The 20,210-nt window shown below is 62.9% G+C and carries 21 protein-coding genes; 9 read left to right on the forward strand and 12 right to left on the reverse strand.

What is annotated here, in order from left to right; translation table 11 throughout:
- Positions 1 to 3 precede the first annotated feature (3 nt).
- The 6 genes from K6I40_RS24425 to K6I40_RS24450 form a co-directional block, all read right to left on the reverse strand.
- Positions 4 to 459: a MaoC/PaaZ C-terminal domain-containing protein gene (locus tag K6I40_RS24425; protein ID WP_255681851.1), complete on the reverse strand. Its 456-nt coding sequence runs from the start codon at positions 457 to 459 to the stop codon at positions 4 to 6.
- Positions 449 to 904: a PaaI family thioesterase gene (locus tag K6I40_RS24430; RefSeq protein ID WP_222917702.1), complete on the reverse strand. Its 456-nt coding sequence runs from the start codon at positions 902 to 904 to the stop codon at positions 449 to 451. The genes K6I40_RS24425 and K6I40_RS24430 overlap by 11 nt, the downstream gene beginning before the upstream one ends.
- A gap of 3 nt (positions 905 to 907) precedes the next feature.
- Positions 908 to 2,860, reverse strand: coding sequence for a 3-hydroxyacyl-CoA dehydrogenase NAD-binding domain-containing protein (locus K6I40_RS24435; protein ID WP_222917704.1), 1,953 nt, complete (start codon positions 2,858 to 2,860; stop codon positions 908 to 910).
- A 576-nt stretch (positions 2,861 to 3,436) separates the two neighbouring features.
- Positions 3,437 to 4,498: a phosphotransferase family protein gene (locus tag K6I40_RS24440; protein WP_222917706.1), complete on the reverse strand. Its 1,062-nt coding sequence runs from the start codon at positions 4,496 to 4,498 to the stop codon at positions 3,437 to 3,439.
- A gap of 217 nt (positions 4,499 to 4,715) precedes the next feature.
- Positions 4,716 to 5,438 (reverse strand): HAD family hydrolase, encoded by a 723-nt coding sequence (locus tag K6I40_RS24445; RefSeq protein WP_222917708.1) that lies wholly within the window; start codon positions 5,436 to 5,438, stop codon positions 4,716 to 4,718.
- Entirely contained in the window at positions 5,435 to 5,608 is a 174-nt protein-coding gene (locus K6I40_RS24450; RefSeq protein ID WP_222917710.1) for a hypothetical protein, read from the reverse strand. Before K6I40_RS24450 ends, K6I40_RS24445 begins: the two co-directional genes overlap by 4 nt.
- A 114-nt stretch (positions 5,609 to 5,722) precedes the next feature.
- On the opposite strand from K6I40_RS24450, the gene K6I40_RS24455 reads away from it, so the two are divergent.
- From K6I40_RS24455 to K6I40_RS24470, 4 genes are all read left to right on the forward strand, one after another.
- Positions 5,723 to 6,499, forward strand: coding sequence for a glucose 1-dehydrogenase (locus K6I40_RS24455; protein ID WP_222917712.1), 777 nt, complete (start codon positions 5,723 to 5,725; stop codon positions 6,497 to 6,499).
- Between the two features lie 646 nt (positions 6,500 to 7,145).
- Entirely contained in the window at positions 7,146 to 8,159 is a 1,014-nt protein-coding gene (locus tag K6I40_RS24460) for an acyltransferase (RefSeq protein ID WP_255681852.1), read from the forward strand.
- Between the two features lie 139 nt (positions 8,160 to 8,298).
- Positions 8,299 to 9,300, forward strand: coding sequence for a TIGR04024 family LLM class F420-dependent oxidoreductase (locus K6I40_RS24465; RefSeq protein WP_222917714.1), 1,002 nt, complete (start codon positions 8,299 to 8,301; stop codon positions 9,298 to 9,300).
- Positions 9,301 to 10,196: 896 nt separating this feature from the next.
- Positions 10,197 to 11,198 (forward strand): AIR synthase family protein, encoded by a 1,002-nt coding sequence (locus tag K6I40_RS24470; protein WP_222917716.1) that lies wholly within the window; start codon positions 10,197 to 10,199, stop codon positions 11,196 to 11,198.
- Here K6I40_RS24470 and K6I40_RS24475 read toward each other — a convergent pair.
- Positions 11,162 to 12,031, reverse strand: a complete 870-nt coding sequence (locus K6I40_RS24475; RefSeq protein WP_345779412.1) for an ion channel — start codon at positions 12,029 to 12,031, stop codon at positions 11,162 to 11,164. The two genes, K6I40_RS24470 and K6I40_RS24475, sit on opposite strands and share 37 nt — an antisense overlap.
- A complete protein-coding gene (locus K6I40_RS29065) occupies positions 11,980 to 12,327 on the reverse strand; it encodes a hypothetical protein (protein WP_345779413.1) in 348 nt (115 codons plus the stop codon). Before K6I40_RS29065 ends, K6I40_RS24475 begins: the two co-directional genes overlap by 52 nt.
- Before the next feature lie 109 nt (positions 12,328 to 12,436).
- Here K6I40_RS29065 and K6I40_RS24480 point away from each other — a divergent pair, with 109 nt between their 5' ends.
- Positions 12,437 to 12,634 (forward strand): hypothetical protein, encoded by a 198-nt coding sequence (locus K6I40_RS24480; protein WP_222917718.1) that lies wholly within the window; start codon positions 12,437 to 12,439, stop codon positions 12,632 to 12,634.
- 30 nt (positions 12,635 to 12,664) lie between these two features.
- On the opposite strand, the gene K6I40_RS24485 is transcribed toward K6I40_RS24480, so the two are convergent.
- The 3 genes from K6I40_RS24485 to K6I40_RS24495 form a co-directional block, all read right to left on the reverse strand.
- Entirely contained in the window at positions 12,665 to 13,834 is a 1,170-nt protein-coding gene (locus tag K6I40_RS24485) for a zinc-dependent alcohol dehydrogenase (protein WP_222917720.1), read from the reverse strand.
- 239 nt (positions 13,835 to 14,073) lie between these two features.
- The gene (locus K6I40_RS24490) at positions 14,074 to 14,919 is read right to left on the reverse strand and encodes a phosphatase PAP2 family protein (RefSeq protein ID WP_222917722.1); all 846 of its coding nucleotides are present in this window, start codon (positions 14,917 to 14,919) and stop codon (positions 14,074 to 14,076) included.
- 88 nt (positions 14,920 to 15,007) lie between these two features.
- Positions 15,008 to 17,743: an AAA domain-containing protein gene (locus K6I40_RS24495; protein ID WP_222917724.1), complete on the reverse strand. Its 2,736-nt coding sequence runs from the start codon at positions 17,741 to 17,743 to the stop codon at positions 15,008 to 15,010.
- A gap of 207 nt (positions 17,744 to 17,950) precedes the next feature.
- Here K6I40_RS24495 and K6I40_RS24500 point away from each other — a divergent pair, with 207 nt between their 5' ends.
- Positions 17,951 to 18,523: a hypothetical protein gene (locus K6I40_RS24500; RefSeq protein WP_222917726.1), complete on the forward strand. Its 573-nt coding sequence runs from the start codon at positions 17,951 to 17,953 to the stop codon at positions 18,521 to 18,523.
- Here K6I40_RS24500 and K6I40_RS24505 read toward each other — a convergent pair.
- Positions 18,520 to 18,774, reverse strand: a complete 255-nt coding sequence (locus K6I40_RS24505; RefSeq protein WP_222917728.1) for a hypothetical protein — start codon at positions 18,772 to 18,774, stop codon at positions 18,520 to 18,522. The two genes, K6I40_RS24500 and K6I40_RS24505, sit on opposite strands and share 4 nt — an antisense overlap.
- Positions 18,775 to 18,919: 145 nt before the next feature.
- Between K6I40_RS24505 and K6I40_RS24510 the strand changes: the two genes are divergently transcribed.
- The 3 genes from K6I40_RS24510 to K6I40_RS24520 all read left to right on the forward strand — a co-directional run bounded on the left by K6I40_RS24510 (position 18,920) and on the right by K6I40_RS24520 (position 20,201).
- A complete protein-coding gene (locus tag K6I40_RS24510; protein ID WP_222917730.1) occupies positions 18,920 to 19,471 on the forward strand; it encodes a hypothetical protein in 552 nt (183 codons plus the stop codon).
- 104 nt (positions 19,472 to 19,575) lie between these two features.
- Entirely contained in the window at positions 19,576 to 19,983 is a 408-nt protein-coding gene (locus tag K6I40_RS24515; protein WP_222917732.1) for a nuclear transport factor 2 family protein, read from the forward strand.
- Positions 19,980 to 20,201, forward strand: a complete 222-nt coding sequence (locus K6I40_RS24520) for a hypothetical protein (protein ID WP_222917734.1) — start codon at positions 19,980 to 19,982, stop codon at positions 20,199 to 20,201. The genes K6I40_RS24515 and K6I40_RS24520 overlap by 4 nt, the downstream gene beginning before the upstream one ends.
- The last annotated feature ends 9 nt before the right edge of the window (positions 20,202 to 20,210 follow it).

Raw genomic sequence — 20,210 nt, forward strand, 5'->3', positions numbered from 1 at the left:
CCGCTAGGGTGTTTTATTCGACGAGGTAAGCATCTCACACGAGAGCGCGACCGCGTCGTCGGTCACGAGCCGCGTTTCGTAGCGGACGACGCCGTTCCCGACCGGATGGTCTTCCGGCTTCTTCTCGACCAGTTCGGACTCGGCGTGGACTGATGTCCCCATCGTCACGGGTTCTGTAACGCGCAACGCGTCGACGCCGTAGAACGCGACCACGTCCGGTCGCTCGTGGCGGTACTGCCAGAGCAGGCCAGAGATTACCGCGAACAGCAAGGCCCCATGTGCGATCGGCTCGCCGAAGTCGGTCGCTGCGGTGTGTTCCTCGCTCAGGTGCAGCGGGTTGAAATCGCTACTGACCCCGCGAAGTTCCGCACGTCGGCCTCGGTGATCGTCCGCGAGTGGGTGACCACTCCGTGGCCAACCTTGAGGTCGCCAAATCGGAGCGACATGATCACTTACCACCGAGTCCGTCGCGGAACAGTCGGTAGGTGGTGCGGCCGACGGCGGCTTCGCCGTCGGTACCCTTGACGGTCACGTTGGTAACGCCGGTCGAGCCGCCGGCCCGGAGCACTTCCGCTTCGGCGCGCAGGTCACCGGTTGCCGGCCGCAGGTACGAGACGTTGAGATCCGTCGTCGTCAGGTGGGCCTCGCTGGGGTCTTCAAACGTGCTCCGCAAGGCGAACGCGCTCGCGGTGTCGATCAGGGTCGCGACGATACCACCGTGGACCGGGTCCGGCCCGTCGGTACCGATGGGGTTCTCGAAGTCCTCGTTCCGTTCGATCTCGAGGACCGCTCGGCCGTCCTCGAGGTGTTTGACCTCAAGGTCGAGCCACGACAGGTAGCCGTGACGATGGACGAACGACTCCCATTCCGGCCAGCCCGACACGTCCGCCGGTCCACCGGTCATGTGTTACTCGCCCTCGAACTCGGGTTCGCGGTCCTCGGCGAACGCGGCGGTGCCTTCCAGCACGTCGTCGGTGCTCGAGAGGAGGCCAAAGCCCTGGCTCTCCATGGCGAGTGCGGCGTCCAGGCTGGCGTCCTGGCCCTCGTTCATGACCTTCTTGGCGACCTTGAGGCCGATCGGTGGACCACCGGCGAGGTCGTCGACGAACTCCGAAACGGTGTTGTCGAACTCGTCGCGCTCGACAGAGCGATTGATCAGGCCCCAGTCTTCGGCGCGGTCGGCGTCGATATGGTTGCCGCGGAAGACCAGTTCCTTCGCACGGGTCTCGCCGAGGATTCGAGTGAGTCGCTGGGTCCCGCCACCACCAGGGATCAGGCCGAGGCCGATTTCGGGCGCACCAAAGGAGGAGCGCTCGGTGGCGATCCGCAGGTCACAGGCCAGCGCAAGTTCGAGGCCGCCGCCGAGACAGAAGCCGTCGATCTTCGCGAGGACGGGTCGCGGGAAGTCGTTAACCGTCTCGAAGGCGGGCGTGACGTCCATCAGATCGGTCGGATCCGCGTCGCTGAACCCGGAGATATCCGCGCCGGCGCTGAACGCGCGGTCGCCGCTCCCTTCGATCGTTGCACACCGAACCTCGTCGGTATCGACCGAGTCGAACAGATCGTCGATCTCGCCGAGCAGGTCCGCCGAGAGCGCGTTCATCCGGGACGGCCGGTCGAGTTCGACCTGTAGGAGGCCATCCTCGAGGTCGTAGTTCAGGTCGTGGTAGGGACCGAGCTCGTCGTCGCCGTAGTCGTAGAAGCCAGCGCCGGCGTCCTCACCGGTCTCGCCCGCTTCGACGAGTTGCTCGAGGTACGGATGTGGCTCGAAGCGCTCGGAACCGGTCTCCTCACAGAGCGTCTCGAGTTTCTCGAGGACAGTATCGAGACCGATCTTATCGGCGCGTCGGCAGATACCCTCGGGGAAGCCCAGTCCGAGCTGGACGCCGGTGTCGACCTCCTCGGGTGTGGCGACGTCCTCGCCGACGAGGAAGGCCGCGCGGTTGATCATGCGGGCCTCGACGCGGAGCCAGTCGAAGTCGCTGGCGTCTTCGGGCTCGTAGTCAGCCCCATCGCCGTCCTCGTAGTCGTAGAAGCCCTTTCCGGTCTTCTGGCCGAGTTCTTCGGCCTCGACCTTCTCTTCCGTGATCGGCGGGATCGGACTGCCGCCCTCCTTGCGGACGTGGTAGCCGACATCGATGCCGGTGAGGTCGGCGAGTTCGAACGGCCCCATCGGGTAGTCGCGTTCGTGGGCCATCGTGGCGTCGGCCTCACGGATCGTCGCCTCGCCCTCCGAGACCATGAACGCGGGTTCGCCGCCGAACGGCCCGACGATGGTGTTGACGACGAAGCCGCGGACGTCCTTGCGGACGTAGATCGGCGTCTTGCCGATCGACTCGACCCACTCGTAGCCCGCTTCAGCCGCCTCGTCGCTGGTGTCCTCACCGTAGATGACCTCGACGAGGTCCATCTTGACCGGCGGGTTGAAGAAGTGCAGTCCCAGCACGCGCTCGGGCGTATCGACGGCCTCCGCGATGTCCGAGATCGGCAGGCTCGAGGTGTTTGTCGCCAGCAGCGTGTCGCCACTGGTGTACTCCTCGAGATCGCTGAAGATGTCGTGTTTCAGGTCCAGATCCTCAGGTGCGGCCTCGATGACGAGATCAGCGTCGGAAACGGCCGTCTCGAGATCCGTCGTCGTGTCGATCCGCGAGAGGACCTCGTCGGCCGACTCGTCGATCATCTCCTTTTCCTCGAGTTTCTGTAGACTCCATTCGATCGACTCGTAGCCGTCCTCGACGAACTCGTCTTTGATGTCACGCATCGTGACGTCGTAGCCGGCCATGGCCGTTACTTCAGTAATCCCGTGTCCCATGTTCCCCGCGCCGAGTACCGTAACGCGGTCAATGCTTTCGAGTGTCATGGTCGTGTTGTCTATCGGAGCCGTCTTAATACCACCGACCAAGATTAGCAATGTTAAGCCCGTTGTTCGGCGTTGTACAGCACGTACACCGATTCGAGTTTGAAATGAACGTCGGTAATAGTAACTCAATTTTCTCACTGCGAAAGCGACCGATCGCCGGTTCACCCGGTGTGTTCGTCTCATTTCGCGAACGCCTCGGTGTGCGAGTGCTCGAGTCGGTCTCGTCGCGGTTCTCGGCGACCAATACGGAGGGCTGGTTCCCGTGTCGGTCAACGAACGGCCAGTTCCGTCCGTTTCGGGGTCAAATCAGCCGGCAAGCAATATCAAGGTGCCAATGACTACCATTCCGGTTCCGGATATCCGGATGAGTGTCACTTTCCAGCCCGCGGGCTCGACTTCCGACAACGACCGCTAGCTTCCGGTCGCATCCAATTTGTGTTATGTGTTTCCAATATGAGACAGGAATCGATACGAAACCAGGCCAGCCTGCCGAGCCGACGGCTCTGAACCCGCCGCTAACGGGTCCGATCGGTTGTCAATCAGACACTGGAAGCCGGGTGGCGGTACGTCGCCCGACTACAGCGGTTCGTCGCCCTCGATGATCCGTTTCGCTCGCGCGGCCAGCGCCGGCACGCGGTCTTCCATCTTCGGGTACATCGGGTCGTCGCTGTTGCCCTCGAGGTAGCGGCGGAAGAACATCTCGCCGAGGCCGGCGAGTTTGTAGACCGCGAGCGCACGGTAGAACCGCTCGTGTTCGAACTCGTAACCGGTTCGATCTTCCCAGCGGTCGACCAGTTCGCGGCGGGTCGGGTACCCCTCTTCTTCCATAAAGCGGGTGACCAGTTCTGGGATTTCCGGTTCAGGATCCTTCGAATCGCGCCAGTAGGAGAGCATCCAGCCCAAATCTGCGCGCGGATCGCCCAGCGTGGCCATCTCCCAGTCGAAGACGCCGATGAGTTCCGGCGGCGTTCCGGGGCCAAACATGACGTTGTCGAGCTTGTAGTCGCCGTGAACGAGCGTATGAGGGTGCTCCTCAGGGACGTTGTCGCGGAGCCAATCGCCGACCTCGTGGAGGACCGGAATCTCTCGCTCGTCCTCAGTGACCTCGAACGCCCACGAGAGCTGTTTCCCCCAGCGGTCGACCTGCCGTTGCGTGTACCCTTCGGGACGACCGAACTCGCCGAGCCCGATTTCCTCGTACTCGAGGTCATGAATCGTCGCCAGCGTGTCGACGAGTTCCTCGCCGATCCGGCGGCGGTGCTCGGGTGCGGCGAATCGCTCAGGTTCGCCCTCGCGCAGGACGTCACCCTCGAGTTGCTCCATCACGTAGAAGTCGCTACCGATGATGTCGTGGTCCTCGCAGGCGAGCACCGGATTCGGGACCGGAACGTCGGTGTCGGACACCGCGTTCGTCACGCGGTACTCGCGGAGGACGTCGTGTGCTGTGTCGGCCGTTTCGCCCGGTGGCGGCCGCCGGATGACGAGTTCGCGGTCGCCCCAAGTGACGAACAGCGTCTCGTTCGAGTGTCCCTCCTGATGGCGGGCGATGTCGTAGTCGTCGACCGCGCCGAGATGTGCTTCCAGATATGCGACCAGCGCGTCCTCGTCGACGAGACGCTCGTAGTAGTTCTCGCTCATGGAACTCTGGAGAGTGCATCGCCCGACGGGGCGATCGATACGGTGTCTGCCGTTAGGTCACGGTTCTCGCTCGACATGGTATACGGTACCATAACCGCGCTGCCTAACGAAAATAGTTACGCTGTCTTTCTTATTTTACAATGTTCACTTCCGTTAGCATAGGGACCGGTCCGGCCCTGATCGAATCATTCTCCCGGTCAGTCCAGCCTTCCCGTGTTCAATCGACGATCTCGAGGACCCCTTCGGGCGACTCGACCCGATACGAGACCGCCGGGCCATCCTCGGCCCCGAACGCAACGCCGTGCATCCCTACGTCGACGGCCCCCTTCACGTCGTGGGCGTAGCGGTCGCCGATCATGAGCGAGTGCTCGGGGCTCACATCGGCCTTCTCGAGCGCCGTCTCGAACATGGCCGGATCGGGCTTCGTCCGGCCGACTTCCTCGGAGGTCGTGATCGAATCGAAGTACTGGCGGACACCGAAGTGCTCGAGCATCGCTCGACCCTCCGCGTCGTCGACGTCGCTGATGACGCCGACGTGGAGGCCCCGGTCGGCGAGGCGTTCGATCGTTTCGGGGGCTCCGGGAATCGGCTCGATCGACGATCGGACGACTTCGTCGAATCGTGGCTCCCATTCCGCCCGCGGGATCTCCTCGCCGACGATGGCCTCGACGCCGAGGTGATACCCGTCGCGGGCGGATCGGAACTCGGTGCCGTCGCGCTCGCGGAAGTAATCCCCGATGGTCGTCCGCCACGTGTCGATAGCCGCTTCGACCGTCGTATCGACCTCGTGACGGTCGCATAACTCCGCGACGAACTCGGCGTGAGCGCCCTGAACCGAGTCCAGTGCGAGGATAACGCCGCCGATGTCCCAGAAGATGGCTTCCCACTCGGTATTGCCATCGTCGTCTCTTCGGTTATCGGCTCCCGGCCCCTCACTCATCGGTCAGACCTCCGAATCGTCGGTCGATCGACCGCGAGCATCATGCCGTCCCCGTTCTTGATTCGCTGCTCCGAGTCGGAGTCGCGTGTCGTTCCTATCATGACATCCTGATTTTCCTGTAGCGGCGACCGCCCCGCCGTCGTGTTCTCGTCTGTGCTATTGATTGCCATTGTCTTAACGGTACGGTATCTATGCCCATCTTTATTAACAGTTGCTGCAAATAGGATACTGATGCTAACAATGGTAATGAATCAGTCACAGGTTGCAGTCACCGGTGATCGCGTATGAGTACCGACCAGTTCAGCGTCGACGGTGAGACGGCCATCGTTACAGGGTCCTCGAGCGGGATCGGGAAGTCGATTGCGGAGCGATTCGCCGACGACGGCGTTGACGTCGTCGTCTGCTCACGCGAGCAGGACAACGTTGATCCGGTCGCCGAGGCGATCAACGAGAGCGACAGCCCGGGGCGGGCGCTGCCCGTCGAGTGTGACGTGACCGACCGCGAGGCCGTCGAGGCGCTCGTCGAGGCCACCGTCGAGGAGTTCGGCGGGCTCGATGTGCTGGTGAATAACGCCGGGGCATCGTTCATGGCCGACTTCGACGATATCTCGCCAAACGGCTGGAAGACGATCATGGACATCAACGTCAACGGCACCTATCACTGCACCCACGCCGCCGCGGAACACCTGAAGGACGGCGGCGGCTCAGTGATCAATCTAGCCAGCGTGGCCGGCCAGCGCGGCTCGCCGCTGATGAGTCCCTATGGTGCGGCTAAGGCCGCCGTCATCAACCTCACGACGACGCTGTCCTACGAGTGGGCCGATGACGATGTCCGCGTCAACTGCATCGCCCCCGGCTTCGTCGCCACGCCGGGCGTCGAGAGCCAGATGGGTGTTTCCGCGGAGAACATCAACCGCGAGGCGGTCGCCCGCCGCATCGGCACCGTCGAGGAGATTGCTGACCTCACCCAGTTCCTCGCTAGTCCGGCCTCGTCGTACATCGTCGGGGAGACGATTACGGCGCAGGGCGTCCCGCAGATCAGCGAAGAGCGCGACGTGTAGACTCACGCGTCTCCGTTCGGGCGGCTCGATTCGCAAATTGATGCCCGAACGGTATCGGACGGTTCCCCTCTATTGTCCGACAGTTTCAGTTCTGATCCGCGTTCCGAGAGACAGTTTCACGGACAATAGCCACTCGGTAGCTCAGTCTCTCGATCACTGCTACCGAACGAACTGCTACCGAACGGGCGGCTTCCCCGGAGGACAGCACTAGTAGCAGTGGAACTGATACTGATGTGTCCGGTTTGATCGATTTCTGTGATAGTCCGTGCATAACGATTATCTAACTATATTTAATTCAGGCAAATCCGGTGGCAGGGTGCAAACGGTGACTCCCCTTATTCGGGTGGTACACAGTTTGATGAGTCGTATGAGAGAACGACACGAGAGAGGGGAAATGCCTCTCCCGGATGGTTGTCGGCTGATCCGCGTGCACATCTCTCGGTCCTGTACACGCAAGCCAGTGGCAGATCAGTCATCTCGCTGGAGGCGTACCTGGATTGGAGAACTGCTCAACGGCGTCGACAACCACATGGAGACCGGATTTGACTCGACTGATGGCTGATCGTTTCTATAGTATCGACGCAACGCGAATAATTGCGATACTGTTTGTCGTCGTCATCCACACGAATCCCTTCGAGGGGTTGGGATGTACGGCAATATGGCAAATTTTGTGCTGGAAACTACCGCACGATTCGCAGTTCCGTTCTTCTTCATGGCGTCCGGGTATTTTTTTGCCCTCAAAACCACTCGTGGTGATCCGACGGACTATCTCATCAAACGAGTGACCAGTATCACGTCGCTCTACGCGTTCGGACTCGTCCTTTCCGCCCCAGTTTTCCTTGCGGGAACGATCGTCCGGGCGAGTGCCGAAAATCGAGCTATTACGAGCAGCGTTGTTCTCAAAGTAGCCGAATTCGTTTCGCCGATTGAATTGCTTTACTACGGAACATCCGTTTCCGAGATCCTGTGGTTTCTTCCGGCACTCATTTTTTCATATGTGTTAATTTATCTCTGTATCGCGTCTACGATGAGTGCGTATCTACTGCCAATTTCACTTGGATTCCATCTCGTCGGACTCTTGGGGTCTGGCTATACGATGTTCGTCGATATTCCGTTCGAGATCAGAAGCGCGCTGTTCTTTGGCTTCTTTTACACGAGCCTCGGCTACTACATCTACTCGCACGAGTGGCAGCCGGCTCCCGAGCGAAGCACGCTATATCTCGGAACAACCATCCTCTTCGGCGTTCTCCATATTGGAGAACGATACGTACTGGGATACGCCATAACGGACCAGACCGTGAGTCAGGGAATCTATGCACCGAGTTATACGATAGCCACTGCTCTGGTCACGCTCTCATTGTTCGTCTTCCTCCTCTCACGGCCGAATCTCGGAAGGGACACTGCGTTACCGGTATGGGGAAAGAAATACGCCGTCGGTATTTACGTCACACATCCCCCAGTGTTATTCATTCTGGAAAAGGCGGGTGAGTCTCTCAGTCTCTTTGGACATGAGATACAAAACACGATTCTCTGGCATCTCGTTTTGACACCTGCAACCTTCGCTGGTGCCCTGCTCGTCTATCTCTCAGTCCGCAACCTAAGAGCCATTGAGATCGATGGATTCTCCCTCCCACGATCACGCCAGATTCGAAACAAATAGCAGTGTGCGTACTTGCCACAGCGAGCAGCTGCCCTCAAGACTTCCAACCCTCTTGTCGCTCGAGCCACCCGGTAAACGATAGTCCTCCCGCCGCCGGTTCCCGTACACCCAAAAGGGTGCGTTCCGTCTGTGTCTGATGATGACTGACAGAGATGTCCACCTGCCGGTGGCCGCACAGCCGACGATCGACTCAATCGTCGACTACGCTCAGACCGCCGAGGACGGCGGCTACGACTGCGCCTGGCTCCCTGAGACGTGGGGCCGCGACGGCGTGACCGTGCTATCGGCGATGGCCGAACGCACCGAGTCGATCGATATCGGCTCGAGCATCCTCAACACCTACTCGCGGTCGCCGGCCGTGCTGGGACAGACGGCGGCGACGCTGCAGGAACTCTCCGACGGCCGCTTCCGGCTGGGACTCGGCCCGAGCGGCCCCGTCGTGATCGAGAACTGGCACGGTGTGGAGTACGGCAACCCGCTCAGGCGGACCCGCGAGACGGTCGAAATCGTCCGGCAGGTGCTTTCGGGCGAGACTGTCGACTACGACGGCGACGATTTCGACCTCGCCGGGTTCCGACTGCGCTGTGACCCGCCGGAGACGACGCCGCCGATCGAGGTCACCGGAATGGGCCCGAAAGCGGTCGAACTCGCAGGCCGCTTCGCCGACGGCTGGCACGGCATCATGCTTACCCCCGACGGAACGAGAGACCGGCTCGCGGACATCGAACGCGGTGCCGAACTCGGCGACCGAGATCCCGACGAGGTCCAGGTCACCGCCGGCGTCACCTGCTGTGCGCTGGACGACCCCGACGAAGCCCGCAGACTCACCCGCCAGCACATCGGCTTCTACATTGGCGGCATGGGCACGTTCTACCGCGACGCCCTCGAGCGACAGGGCTACGACGAGGCCACCGAAATCCACGACGCCTGGCAGGAGGGCGACCGCGAACGCGCCCTCGAACTAGTCGACGAGACCATCCTCGACGATCTCTGTGCGGCCGGTGATCCCGAAACCGCTCGCGAGAAACTCGAGGCGTACGAGGCCGTTGACGACCTTGACGCCATCGCGGTCAGCTTCCCGCGGGGCGCGAGCGAAGACCAGGTCCGGCAGACGATGGACGCGGTCGCGCCCGGTAACTGAGCGAGTCTCGAGATCGACGCTGTTTCTTCGTCACTGTAATTTCCGCTGTGACAGCAGCCCCGTCAAACAACATTCGGGCGGGACTGAAAGGGGCGACACCGCTCACGGTTCGAGACGACGTAAGCACGGCAGGCGAGCGAAGCGAGCCGAGGAGCACAGCGAGTCGCAGCCCGTGAGCGGTGTCGGGGCTTTCAGAGTAGTGCTGTAACAGTAGTTGATAATATGTCTTATTTATTCATAAGTTGGGAGAAACTAAAATGCCGGATTTGGTAACTACAGATGTAAACTTAGCAGTTTACGTCCGTACTATACGAAAACCAGACTTCCGGTCGGCTTCCCTCAATGCCGAGTGAAACGGAAATAGAAGTGGAACCATCAGCAGACCGGGGTAAATACCATTCTTTCCACTCTTGCCCGTCTATTCTCACTTGAAGAGTGAATTCACCTTCACTTACGGGGATGTCAGAGTTGTCAACAGTTATTCTATTACTCGATCCATCCGAAGAACGAATATTGTACGTTTCTTCGTAGATGGTCTCTTCCCTTTCAGAAAGGCGTAACTGTAACGAGTTAATGTCGGAAGTGATGGCAATATCTATTTGACAAAGACGAACTGTGTCTTTAAACCAGTCGAGACACCCGCTACTCAGAAAGAGAACACCACTTCCTCCTAATTGAAGAGCCCTACGACGATTCATATTGGTGATATGAAGTTGTCGCATAAACACATTATCATATATTGCCTCATTCCCCATACCCCTCTATTGAGAGCGAGTTTCACGACCAGTTTCGAATAAAGAAATCGTGCTACTATCTACTGGGAAGTAGCTTCTCGGTTTCCGCCGAGAAACGAATTCTTCGACAGCTACAAACCGCGCATCGTCCCAGTTCGAGGTATGCCCGGCAAGGTGAGTCCGGACGACCTGCTGACCCACGTCTTCGAGCGGACAGGAGCGGCCGAGACCGACGAGACGGTAGTACAGGGCCCTGCGGACGGCGAGGACGCCGCTGCGATCGACTGGCCCGACGGCGAGGGTACGCTCGTGGTCAGCTCCGATCCGATCTCGCTGGCCGCCAAAGGGGTTGGCGAACTCGGCGTCTACGTTGCTTCGAACGACGTCGCCGTCTCGGGGGCGGACCCGCGCTGGCTGACGGCCGTCGTGTTGCTCCCCACCGGAGCCGATGAGAGCGTTCTCGAGCAAATCTCTCACGACCTGGACGCGGCCGCCCGCGAGGTTGGTGCGTCGATCGTTGGCGGCCACTCGGAGTACGTCGATCAGCTCGAGCGGCCGCTGCTCTCGCTGACGGCCATGGGAGCAACGAATCGGTTCGTCCCGACCGGCGGCGCAGAACCCGGCGATGCCGTGATCCTCACCAAAGCGGCGGGGCTCGAGGGCTCGGCCATCCTCGCGGCCGACTTCGGCAACGAACTCGACATCGACCCCGAAATCCGCGAGCGCGCTGAGGGGTTTCTCGCGGAGATCAGTGTCGTTCCCGACGCCCGGCTTGTCCGCGACTATGCGACGGCGATGCACGATCCCACGGAGGGCGGCGTCGCAGCCGGCCTGCTCGAGGTGGCTCGCGCCTCGAACGTCCGACTCGAGGTGGACCGCGACACTGTCCCAATCCGCGAGGAGACCGCGACGCTGTGCGAGGCAGCCGGCGTCGATCCGCTGCGGATTTTCGGTTCCGGCGCGCTGCTTGCGACCGTCCCCGACGACGCGGTCGCTGAGTGTCTCGTGGCGCTCGAGGACGTGGGGATCGAGGCTGCCGAAATCGGGATCGTTCGAGACCTCGATGGTGGCGACCCCGAACTCCGCTTGGACGGCGAGTCGATCACCGAGCCAATCGAGGACGATCTCTATCCGCTCTGGGAATCGGCCGACGCGGGCGACTGATCCGCCGGTCCGCCGCCGTCAGTCAACGCGCCGATCGTCGCCTCGAACAGGACGGTCTCGATGTCGATGGCGACGTCCGCCCCGGTTCGCTCGAGCGACTCGGGTTCTCCCCCGCCCGTGACAGCCACGAGTCTGGCGTCCGTCCGCGACCGCACGGCGTCGATCACTGCGGCCGAATCGATCGGGCCGGCGGGGTTGACGAGGACCGCATCACACGTCTCGACGCCGGCCGCCTCGAGCGTTTCGCCGGCCGACGGCTCTCCGACGATCGCGTCGACGCCGTCCGAAAGCCGAGGTGGCTCCCCGGTCGTCACTACCGTGACCGACGTGCGGGACGCGAGAGCGTCGACCACCGGTGTGATCGTCTCGTTGTACCCGAAAACGACGATTTCCGCGCCCCGCCCCGATCCGCGATCGGCCGCGGCAGCGTCGGAATCGAGACGCGCCGTCGCCCGGCGACCGGTTCGTGCGAGGTGCGTCTCGAGCGCGGGTTCGAACAGGCTGCCGACCGTAGCGGCCAGGGTGGCCGGCCCGAGGACGACCAGCGAGATAGCGAACAGACGCGCCGTTTCGGTGGTCGCGTGGACATCGCCGTAGCCGACCGTGCTCGCGGTCACGGCGGTAAAGTAGACCGCATCGACGACAGTCACGACCCCGTCGAACTCCGTTCTGAGCGCGTACGCGCCGGCGGTCCCGTAACAGGCCACGCCAACGATAGACAGGAGCGCACCGATCTGGGTCGCGTCGAGCGAACTCGAGCGCGTGAAGCGTCCGCTCGTCGTCACGAGGACGGCGAGCCCGCCGATCGAGAGGGCGACCAGCGGGACGGACACCGCTCGGAACTGTACGATCCCGTGGGCTCCCGAGAGCACCACGAGGGGGACGGCGGTGACGTACGCCAGCCGGTACCCCGACGCATTCCCCAGGCGGTGACGAGCAGGGCGAAGCCGACGATCGTCCCGCTGAACTCCGCCGCCGACTGGAGGTCGCCGACCGAACCGCCGGCCTCAAGGGCCGGCCGGGTGAGGATCGCGCCGATGCCGGTCGCGATCGACGCGAGCGCGATGGCGGCGACGATCCAGACCGCGATCCGACCGCCCGGCCGACGCGGGTGAAGCCACTCGAACATAGCGATTCGACGCCGCCGACGGCGGTAAATCCCCGGCCGGGTCCGCTCTCGATGAACTGCGTGAATTCGCGTGCCCTGAACTTATCGACGAGGGTTTACTCCTGTATATATGGCGACGATCACGTACGATGCCCCCGACGGAACGGCGACGGAGGAGGTCGATGCCGACCACATCTCCGATTCGGGAAAGGTCCAGGGCGTTCGGATTCGACTCGAGGACGAGGGATTCATCCACTTGCCGTACACGCGCCTGTACTGGATCCGAATGAGCGAGGAGGAAGGGAGGGTTGACTACTCGTCGGCGTAGACGGCAATGCTGGCCGGCCGATCGACCGAGTCAGGGCGTCATCACGACCTTGACGCAGTCGTCATCCTTGTTGTTGAACGTCTCGTACATCTCCGGGCCGTCCTCGAGGCCAACCTGATGGGTGATGACGAACGAAGGATCGATCTCGCCGTCCTCGATTTTGTCCAGTAGCGGGTTTAAATAGCGCTGAACGTGAGTTTGGCCCGTCTTGATCGTCAGGGCCTTGTTCATGACCGAGCCGAAGGGGAGATTGTCCGAGCGCCCGAGGTAGACGCCCGGCACCGAGAGCGTCCCGCCCTTGCGACAGCACTTGATCGCCTGCCGGAGGACGTGGGGCCGGTCGTCCTCGAGTCTCGCCTCCTGTTTGACCTGATCGGCGAGGCCCATGACGCCCGTGCCGTGGGCCTCCGTCCCAACCGCGTCAATACATCGATCCGGGCCGCGGTTGCCGGTCATCGCCATTAGCCGGTCGTAGACGTCATCCTCCTCGAAGTGGATGATCTCCGCGTCGCCGTGGTCTCTGGCCATCTCGAGTCGTTCCGGAATCCGGTCGATGGCGATCACCCGGTCGGCACCGAGCATCCACGCGCTCTGGATCGCGAACTGCCCGACCGGGCCACAGCCCCAGACCGCGACCGTGTCGTTCTCCTCGATTTCGGCGTTTTCGGCGGCCATGTATCCTGTCGGGAAGATGTCGGAGAGGAAGAGGACCTGCTCGTCGGAAAGGTCGGACTCGATCGTGATCGGGCCGACGTCGGCGTAGGGAACTCGCAGGTACTCTGCTTGGCCGCCCGCGTAGCCGCCCAACATGTGGGAGAACCCGAGCAGGCCGGCCGGCGAGTGGCCCATCATCTTACTCGCCATCTCGGCGTTTGGGTTCGAGTTATCACAGAGCGAGTACAGGTCGTTCTGGCAGAACCAACACGAGCCACAGCTGATTGTGAAGGGGACGACGACCCTGTCGCCCTCCTCGAGGGTCTCGACCTCGTCGCCGACCTCGATCACCTCGCCCATCGGCTCGTGGCCGAGCACGTCCCCCTCCCGCATGCCGGGCATGTAGCCGTTATAGAGGTGGAGGTCGGAGCCGCAGATGGCGGTCGCCGTGACCTCGATTATCGCATCGGTCGGATTGACGATCTCGGGTTCGGGGACATCGTCGATACGAACGTCCTGTTCGCCGTGCCAGGTGAGCGCCCTCATCGGTCCGCCCCGTCGCTCTCGGTTCGTGTCGACTCAGTCGGTTCGACCGTTCTACTGCCGTCCATTGTAGAATCCTCGGGAGCAAGACACACCCAAGAACGCACTAAAGATGAGCCCTGCTTTTGCAACGGTATCTGTTGATATTTATATGGATCAGCGAACGCGATCCGATATGCGGTCCACCTCCGACTCACGTGTCGATCCTCATGACGACGCTCTCGGCTCGAGCAGCGGTCGGATCACGCTCGTCGAGACTCGAAGACGCCGATCTCGAGTCGACCCACCGCGGCCGGGACGAGGAGTATACCCGCGACGAGGACCGCGTACAGCGTCACGAGTAGCGGTTCGATCGGCGCGACTGCCGATTCGACCGTCTGGACGACGGCCACGAACGTCCCACCGAGGACGACGAGTGCGACTCCTTCGAGTCGGGACCGCAGCGCCGGCAGGGCCGGGAGTCGCCGCGAGCCGATCACCCCGCCGATCGAACCGCCGAGTCCGAGCAGCGCGTCCTCCGTGCCGCTGGCGACGACGATCGCGGGCACGGAGAGGGCGAGCGCGATCGCGAACCCGTTCGTCGGGTCGCCGCGCGAGAGTCGCTCCATGACCGCAACGAAGGCGACCCCGAGGGCTGCCCCGACGAGCACGTCACTGAGGTAGTGCACGCCCAGCGCGACCCGGGACAGCGAGACGGCGACGATCAGCGCGCCGGCAGCGGTAACCGCCCGCCAGTCTCCCAGTCGGTCGTACGCCGAGACGAGACCACCGTAGACGACGGTCGCCGCGAACGCGTGGCCGCTAGGAAAGCCGTACCCCTCACGTTCGCCCTCAAGCGCGATCAACATGGCGTCTTCCGGCGGCCGCGGCAGCCTGAAGAGTGCCTTGAGCGACAACAGGAGCGCCAGTCCGGCGACTGCGTAACTGATCACGAGCGCGCTGCGGCGGCGGTCCACACCCCAGAACAGCACGGCGAGCAGGAACATGAGCGCAGTCGTCCCGCCGAGTTCGGTCACGAAGACGATGAGATCAGCGTACTCGGCCGGGATGGCGTCTCGAACGACCGCGCTCTGTTCCTCGAGTCGCATGTCACCGGTCGTTACTCTCGGTGGAAGATAAATGTAGGGAGTAATGTGCAGTCCACGCCGGGTCAGCGACGAGCCGCGTCGCACCGGCTCATTGCCGCGCCCACTCAAGCATCCGCTCGTAAACTGGATCGGACGCTAACGCCGCCGAGTCGCCGACCAGTACCAACGCGCGCTTGGGCCGGGTTAGGGCGACGTTGATCCGACGGTAGTCCTCGAAGATCGGACCCTCGAGCGAGCCGGTCGCGGTAAATGAGACGATGATGACCTCCTGACTCGAGCCCTGGAAGCGATCGACGGTGTCGACGGCGACGTCATCGGGGACATGCTTTGAAATCTCCGAGACCTGCGCGCGGAAGGGCGCGATGACGCCGATATCAGTGCGCTCGAGGCCCGCATCCTCGTAGGTCTCAATCAGGTCCGCGATCCGCGCGGCCTCCTCGCCGTCGGTGTACTGGCTCCGGTCACCCTCGACGTCGACGAACGAGACGGGATTTTGCAGGTTCTCGGGCAGCGCGTCCCGGGAGACCCCCTCGAGGTCGTCCAGGTTCCGCGACGCGACCGCGGGCGTTGCGGGTCGAAGCTGGCCGTCGTAGAACTCGGTTGAGGCGAAGACTTGGATACGCTGGTTCATTCGGTACTGCTTGGTCAACATGACGCCGGCATCGGGGTAGAGCTCGACGAGCCGTTCGAACAGCGACTCGGTGAGGTCGTTTTCGGCGCGAACGACCGGCGGGAGCTGTTCGTGGTCACCGACGAGGACGAACCGCTCGGCCAGATTGATCGCCGCGCACGTGCCGGGTTCGGTGAGTTGGGCGGCCTCGTCGACCAGCGCGACGTCGAACTGCTGTTCCTTCATGACCCGCGAGCCGCAGGTCGAGGTCGTCGCCGCCACTACCTGCGCGTTCTGTAGTTTCGCAACGCGGTCCTCGGGCTCTCCCGCTCGCTCGAGGCGGTACGGCTCCATGTCGTCGCGGATCCCGCTCTCCGAACCGACGCGGACGACGCGATCTTCGTCAATGACATCGTCGAGTTGCTCGAGCAGGGCCTCTAAGGCATTGTCCACTGCTCGATTCGTGAAGGCCGACAGCAGGACGCGCTCGCCGCGTTCGACCATTGCGCGGATGGCCCGAGCGATGGTGTAGGTCTTCCCAGTGCCCGGCGGCCCGTGGATCAGCGCGCAGTCCTCCGCACCGACGGTTTTCGTCACGGCCTCGTTCTGTTTCTCGTTATTGCCGATGAATTCCTCGCCGATCGCCGCGAATTCGGGCTCCGCGCGGCCGAATAGGATGTCCTTGCGCCGCTCGTTGCCTTTCAGGAGCGCGTCGTGCATCGCGACGAGCAGCCGGTCGGTTGTTAGTTCGGAGGGATAGACATCCAGCCGCGTGACTTCGACCGGTTCGTCAGCCGTGATCACGACTTCGTCGTCGAGTCGTTCGATTCGCGCCAGCTCCGAATCGCCCCGAACCGGGTCCCCGTCGCTGGCCAGTACCAGATCTCCCTCACGGAGCTTCGAATTTGCGCCGCCGGGCCGCTCGGCCCGCAGTTCCCAGCGGCCGCCCTCGAGCGGTCGCTTCTCGAGGAACTCGAGGTTGATCAGCGCGCGGTCGTCGTCGGCCCGCTCCTCGGCCGTCTGTTCCCAGAGCTTGGCGTACTCGCGGTGGACCTCCCGGCGCTCCTCCTCGATCGCGCGGTAGAAGCGGTCGAAGTACTCGAGTTCCTCGTCTGGCAGCGATTGTCCGATCTGGCCGGCCTTGGATTCCTGATCCAGCCGGCCGGAGACGACCATGCAGGTGTCTTGCTCGAAGCAGTACTCACACTTCGCCTCGGCCTCGTAGCCGGTCGGGATATCCCCCGACATTTCCTTCGCCGCGATCTCGTTACGGAGACGAACGACGTACTTCAGGAGGCCCTCGCCCATCGAGAACTCCTTCGCCGGGTTGAGATCGCCGGTCTCCTCGTTGCGATCTAACACCGAGTTCTTCGTGTAGAGCAAGGTTCCGATGTCGACGTCGCCACCGTGTTCCTCGAGCAAGAGGGCGTAACAGGCGGCCTGCACCTTGTCCTTGAACCGCGGTTCTTTCTTGAGGTTCTTGCCGGTCTTGAGTTCGACCGGTGCCCCGCGTCGAACGGCATCGGCCCGGCCGCGGATGCCGAACGTCTCGCTGATGAGCAACTGTTCCGAGCGCCATCCGTCTTCCTCCTCGTCTAACCGGCCCTGCTGGAGCCACCCCTCGATCGCCGTCGCGTTCTCTCGGACGTCCTCGGCGACGGCGTCAGCCGTCTCGCCCAGCAGCCCTAATTGAAGGCCTCGTTCCTCAACTCGGGCCTCGATCGATTCCTCGAGGTCGCGCCCGCGTAACAGATCGCCGAAGACCTCGTGGACCAGCGTCCCCTTCACGACGGGGTAGTTCAGCGGCACCCCGGAGAGCTTGTTCAGGTAGTAGAGCCGGGGACACTCGACCCAGTTGCGGATCGAGGTCACGCTCACGAGGAAGGAGGGCTCGACGACGACGTAGGACTCGCCCGTCGTCGCGTACTGGGTTTCGCCGTCGTACTCCTCTTCTTTGACGTTCGTCACGAGCAGTTCCATCCCCGGCTCGAGCAACTCCGCCGACTCGGTCCACTTGTTCCAGAGCGTCACCGTCGTGGTCTCGCGGCCGTCCGCGAGCGTCGCCGTTCCACCGTCGCCTCGAGCGAGGGACGCGTCGCCGGTCGGCGCGTCGTCGGCCGGCCGAAGCGGCACTTCGGCGAGTTCGCTCTCGCCGTAGCTCGTCGACACCGACCGCACGTCGACCTCGCCCGCGACGGTTCCGCGTACGTGCACAGCTATCGTCACGGGCGAGCGATCAAAACGCTATCGGTCGTGGTGGCACGCACTTTCGCTGCCCGTCGGTCCGAACCGAACGGATCGAATGACCGACGCGCTGGTTCAGTAATACCGTCTTACCGACGGTTTCGGGTCTGCTCGAGTTACCACAACGATTGGAACGGACGCGATGCTTTTGAGAACGCGAGCCGTACGTTCGATGCCATGAGTGACCCGAACGGCGATGATCGTCGGACGAGCGACGAGTCCGAAGCCGACGTCGGGACTGGAACGAACGACGGGCCGACTAATCGGCGAGAAGAAGCGGCCGCCGACATCGATTCCGGGACCGGTATCGGAGACGGGGAGCGATCCGGCGGCCGCGATCACCGCAACGAGTCGATGCAGGTCGCGAACGAGGAGCGCCGGCGCAAGACACCGGTTATCAGCCTGCTCGTCGCCGTCCTCGGCGCGTGGGTCGCCCTCTCAGTGTTCGTCTTCCAGACGGATCCGGCACCACTGTGGAACAACGTGCTGGTCGGGCTCGTCGTCCTCGTCGCCGCCGGCTACAACTACTACCGGGTAACCAACGACGTTCCGCTCAGCACCGGTATCGCGTCGTTGATCGCCGTCCTTGGGGTCTGGCTGATCGTCTCGGCCGCGCTGCTCGAGATGGCCGGCGGACTGTTCTGGAGCACCCTCGCGACCGGGCTCCTGATCGCCGGGCTGGCGGGGTATAACGCCTACGAGGGTCGCGAGGCCAGAACCGTTGCGACCGAGACTGGGCCGGGCGCTTAGGCGTTCTCCGGGCCGTACTCGGTCTCGAGTCGCCGGACGCGGTGTTCGGCGGCGTGGTGGCTCATCGCGACGACTGAAAAGCCAATCATGACGAGAGCGAACGTGATCGAAACGGCCGGTGAGACACTGTTAACGTAACTATTGCATAACTGACCGAGCGCCAGCGCAACCGGGGCGAGCGTCAGCAGCGCACTCTTGGCCGGGGTAGCGCGAAACAGTTCGACGAGCGAGAGTGAGTGGCGGACGGACATAGGGAAAGCGTCGATTACGTTCACTTCGGGGGAACACTGGTATCCCTTTTGGTTCGAATCAGCCGTGTTTTGGTGCGACAGAATCTCTGTGGCGTCTTTCGGTGCAATCGATACGTTCATTCTGCCGGCGTCCCAACTATCGCGTATGCGGATTCGCGAGTGGCAGGACGTACTCGAGGACGTCACCGAACGGAACGTCGATCCGGAGGACTGGCGCGCGGTCGCCGGTGACCGTGCCGGCGGCGTCGGCGAGGACATGTACCTCGCACATCCCCGGGCCGGCGTCTTCTTCCTGAAAACGTACGCGAAGAACCCCTTCGAGGTACGGGGCGTCGGCACGCGGGTCGCCCGTAACCTAGACGACGAGATCGGCTCGTTCATGCCCGAACGGGACTCGGGCGGCCGCTTCGCGGTCCAGTCCCCGCCCGAGGACGAATCACAGGCCGAGACGGTCGGGAAGCGCCTCGAGACCGTTCTCCAGACCCACGCGGACGCGCCGACGCGGCCCCAGGACCTCTTCGACGACGTAATGGAGGCACTGGAAAGCCCTGCCTTCGGGCCCATGGAGTACGATCAGTACGACCGACCCGACGACCTCGAGGACCTCTCCGAGCAGTTCGAGGAGGCCGATGAACTGTTGAACGCGGAACTCGACGATCTGATCGAGACCGACGAGGTCGACCGCGGGTTTATGTGAACGGGCGTCCGCTTCGGCAGGTCTGCCAGAGACGCCCGGCCAGCCTCGTCGCCGCCTGCGTCTGCGTCCGGTGACTCTTGGGAGCGGGCTTCGACGGTAGAGCCATGCCACCGAGCGCGAGCGCCGAGGCCGTCATCCGCGACTACTACGACGCACTCCGCGACGGCGACCCGCTTTCCCCCTACTTTTCGGACACCGAGTCGACCGTCAAGTTCGGTATCAGCGAGTCCCTGTTCGGCGGTGCCGAGGTCGCCGCGGCCCTCGAGGAACAGACCGAAACGACCGACGAATGGACGGTCAAGAGTGACAATCTCGTCGTCACCGAACGCGACGGAGTCGCGACGTTCGCCGACGAGGTGACGATGGCCTGGACGGACACGACGACCGGCGAACGCTACCGATTCGACAGCCGCTGGAGCGCTACGCTGGTGGAGAGGGATGCTGCCGACGACTCGAGCGTGAGTGACTGGCAGTTCGTCGCGATGCATGTCAGCGCACCGCACGTCCTATGAGCCGGGGTCGCGGTCCGGGACGCGGCTCCTCGCGCTCGAGCGATGTGACGGGGAGCGGTCAACTCAAGGCAGTCTTCGTCCTGCTTGTCGGACTCTCCGGCGGCTTGGTCGCCCTCCAGAGCGACGCCTCCCCACTGGTCATCGGCGCGGCGATACTCGGCGGCAGCGTCGCCGGTGGCGTGTTGCTCTGGTACCTGCTCTGGATTACAACCGAGTAAGTGACCCCA

It is taken from the genome of Natrinema sp. SYSU A 869, from assembly GCF_019879105.1.
Taxonomy (GTDB): Archaea; Halobacteriota; Halobacteria; order Halobacteriales; family Natrialbaceae; genus Natrinema.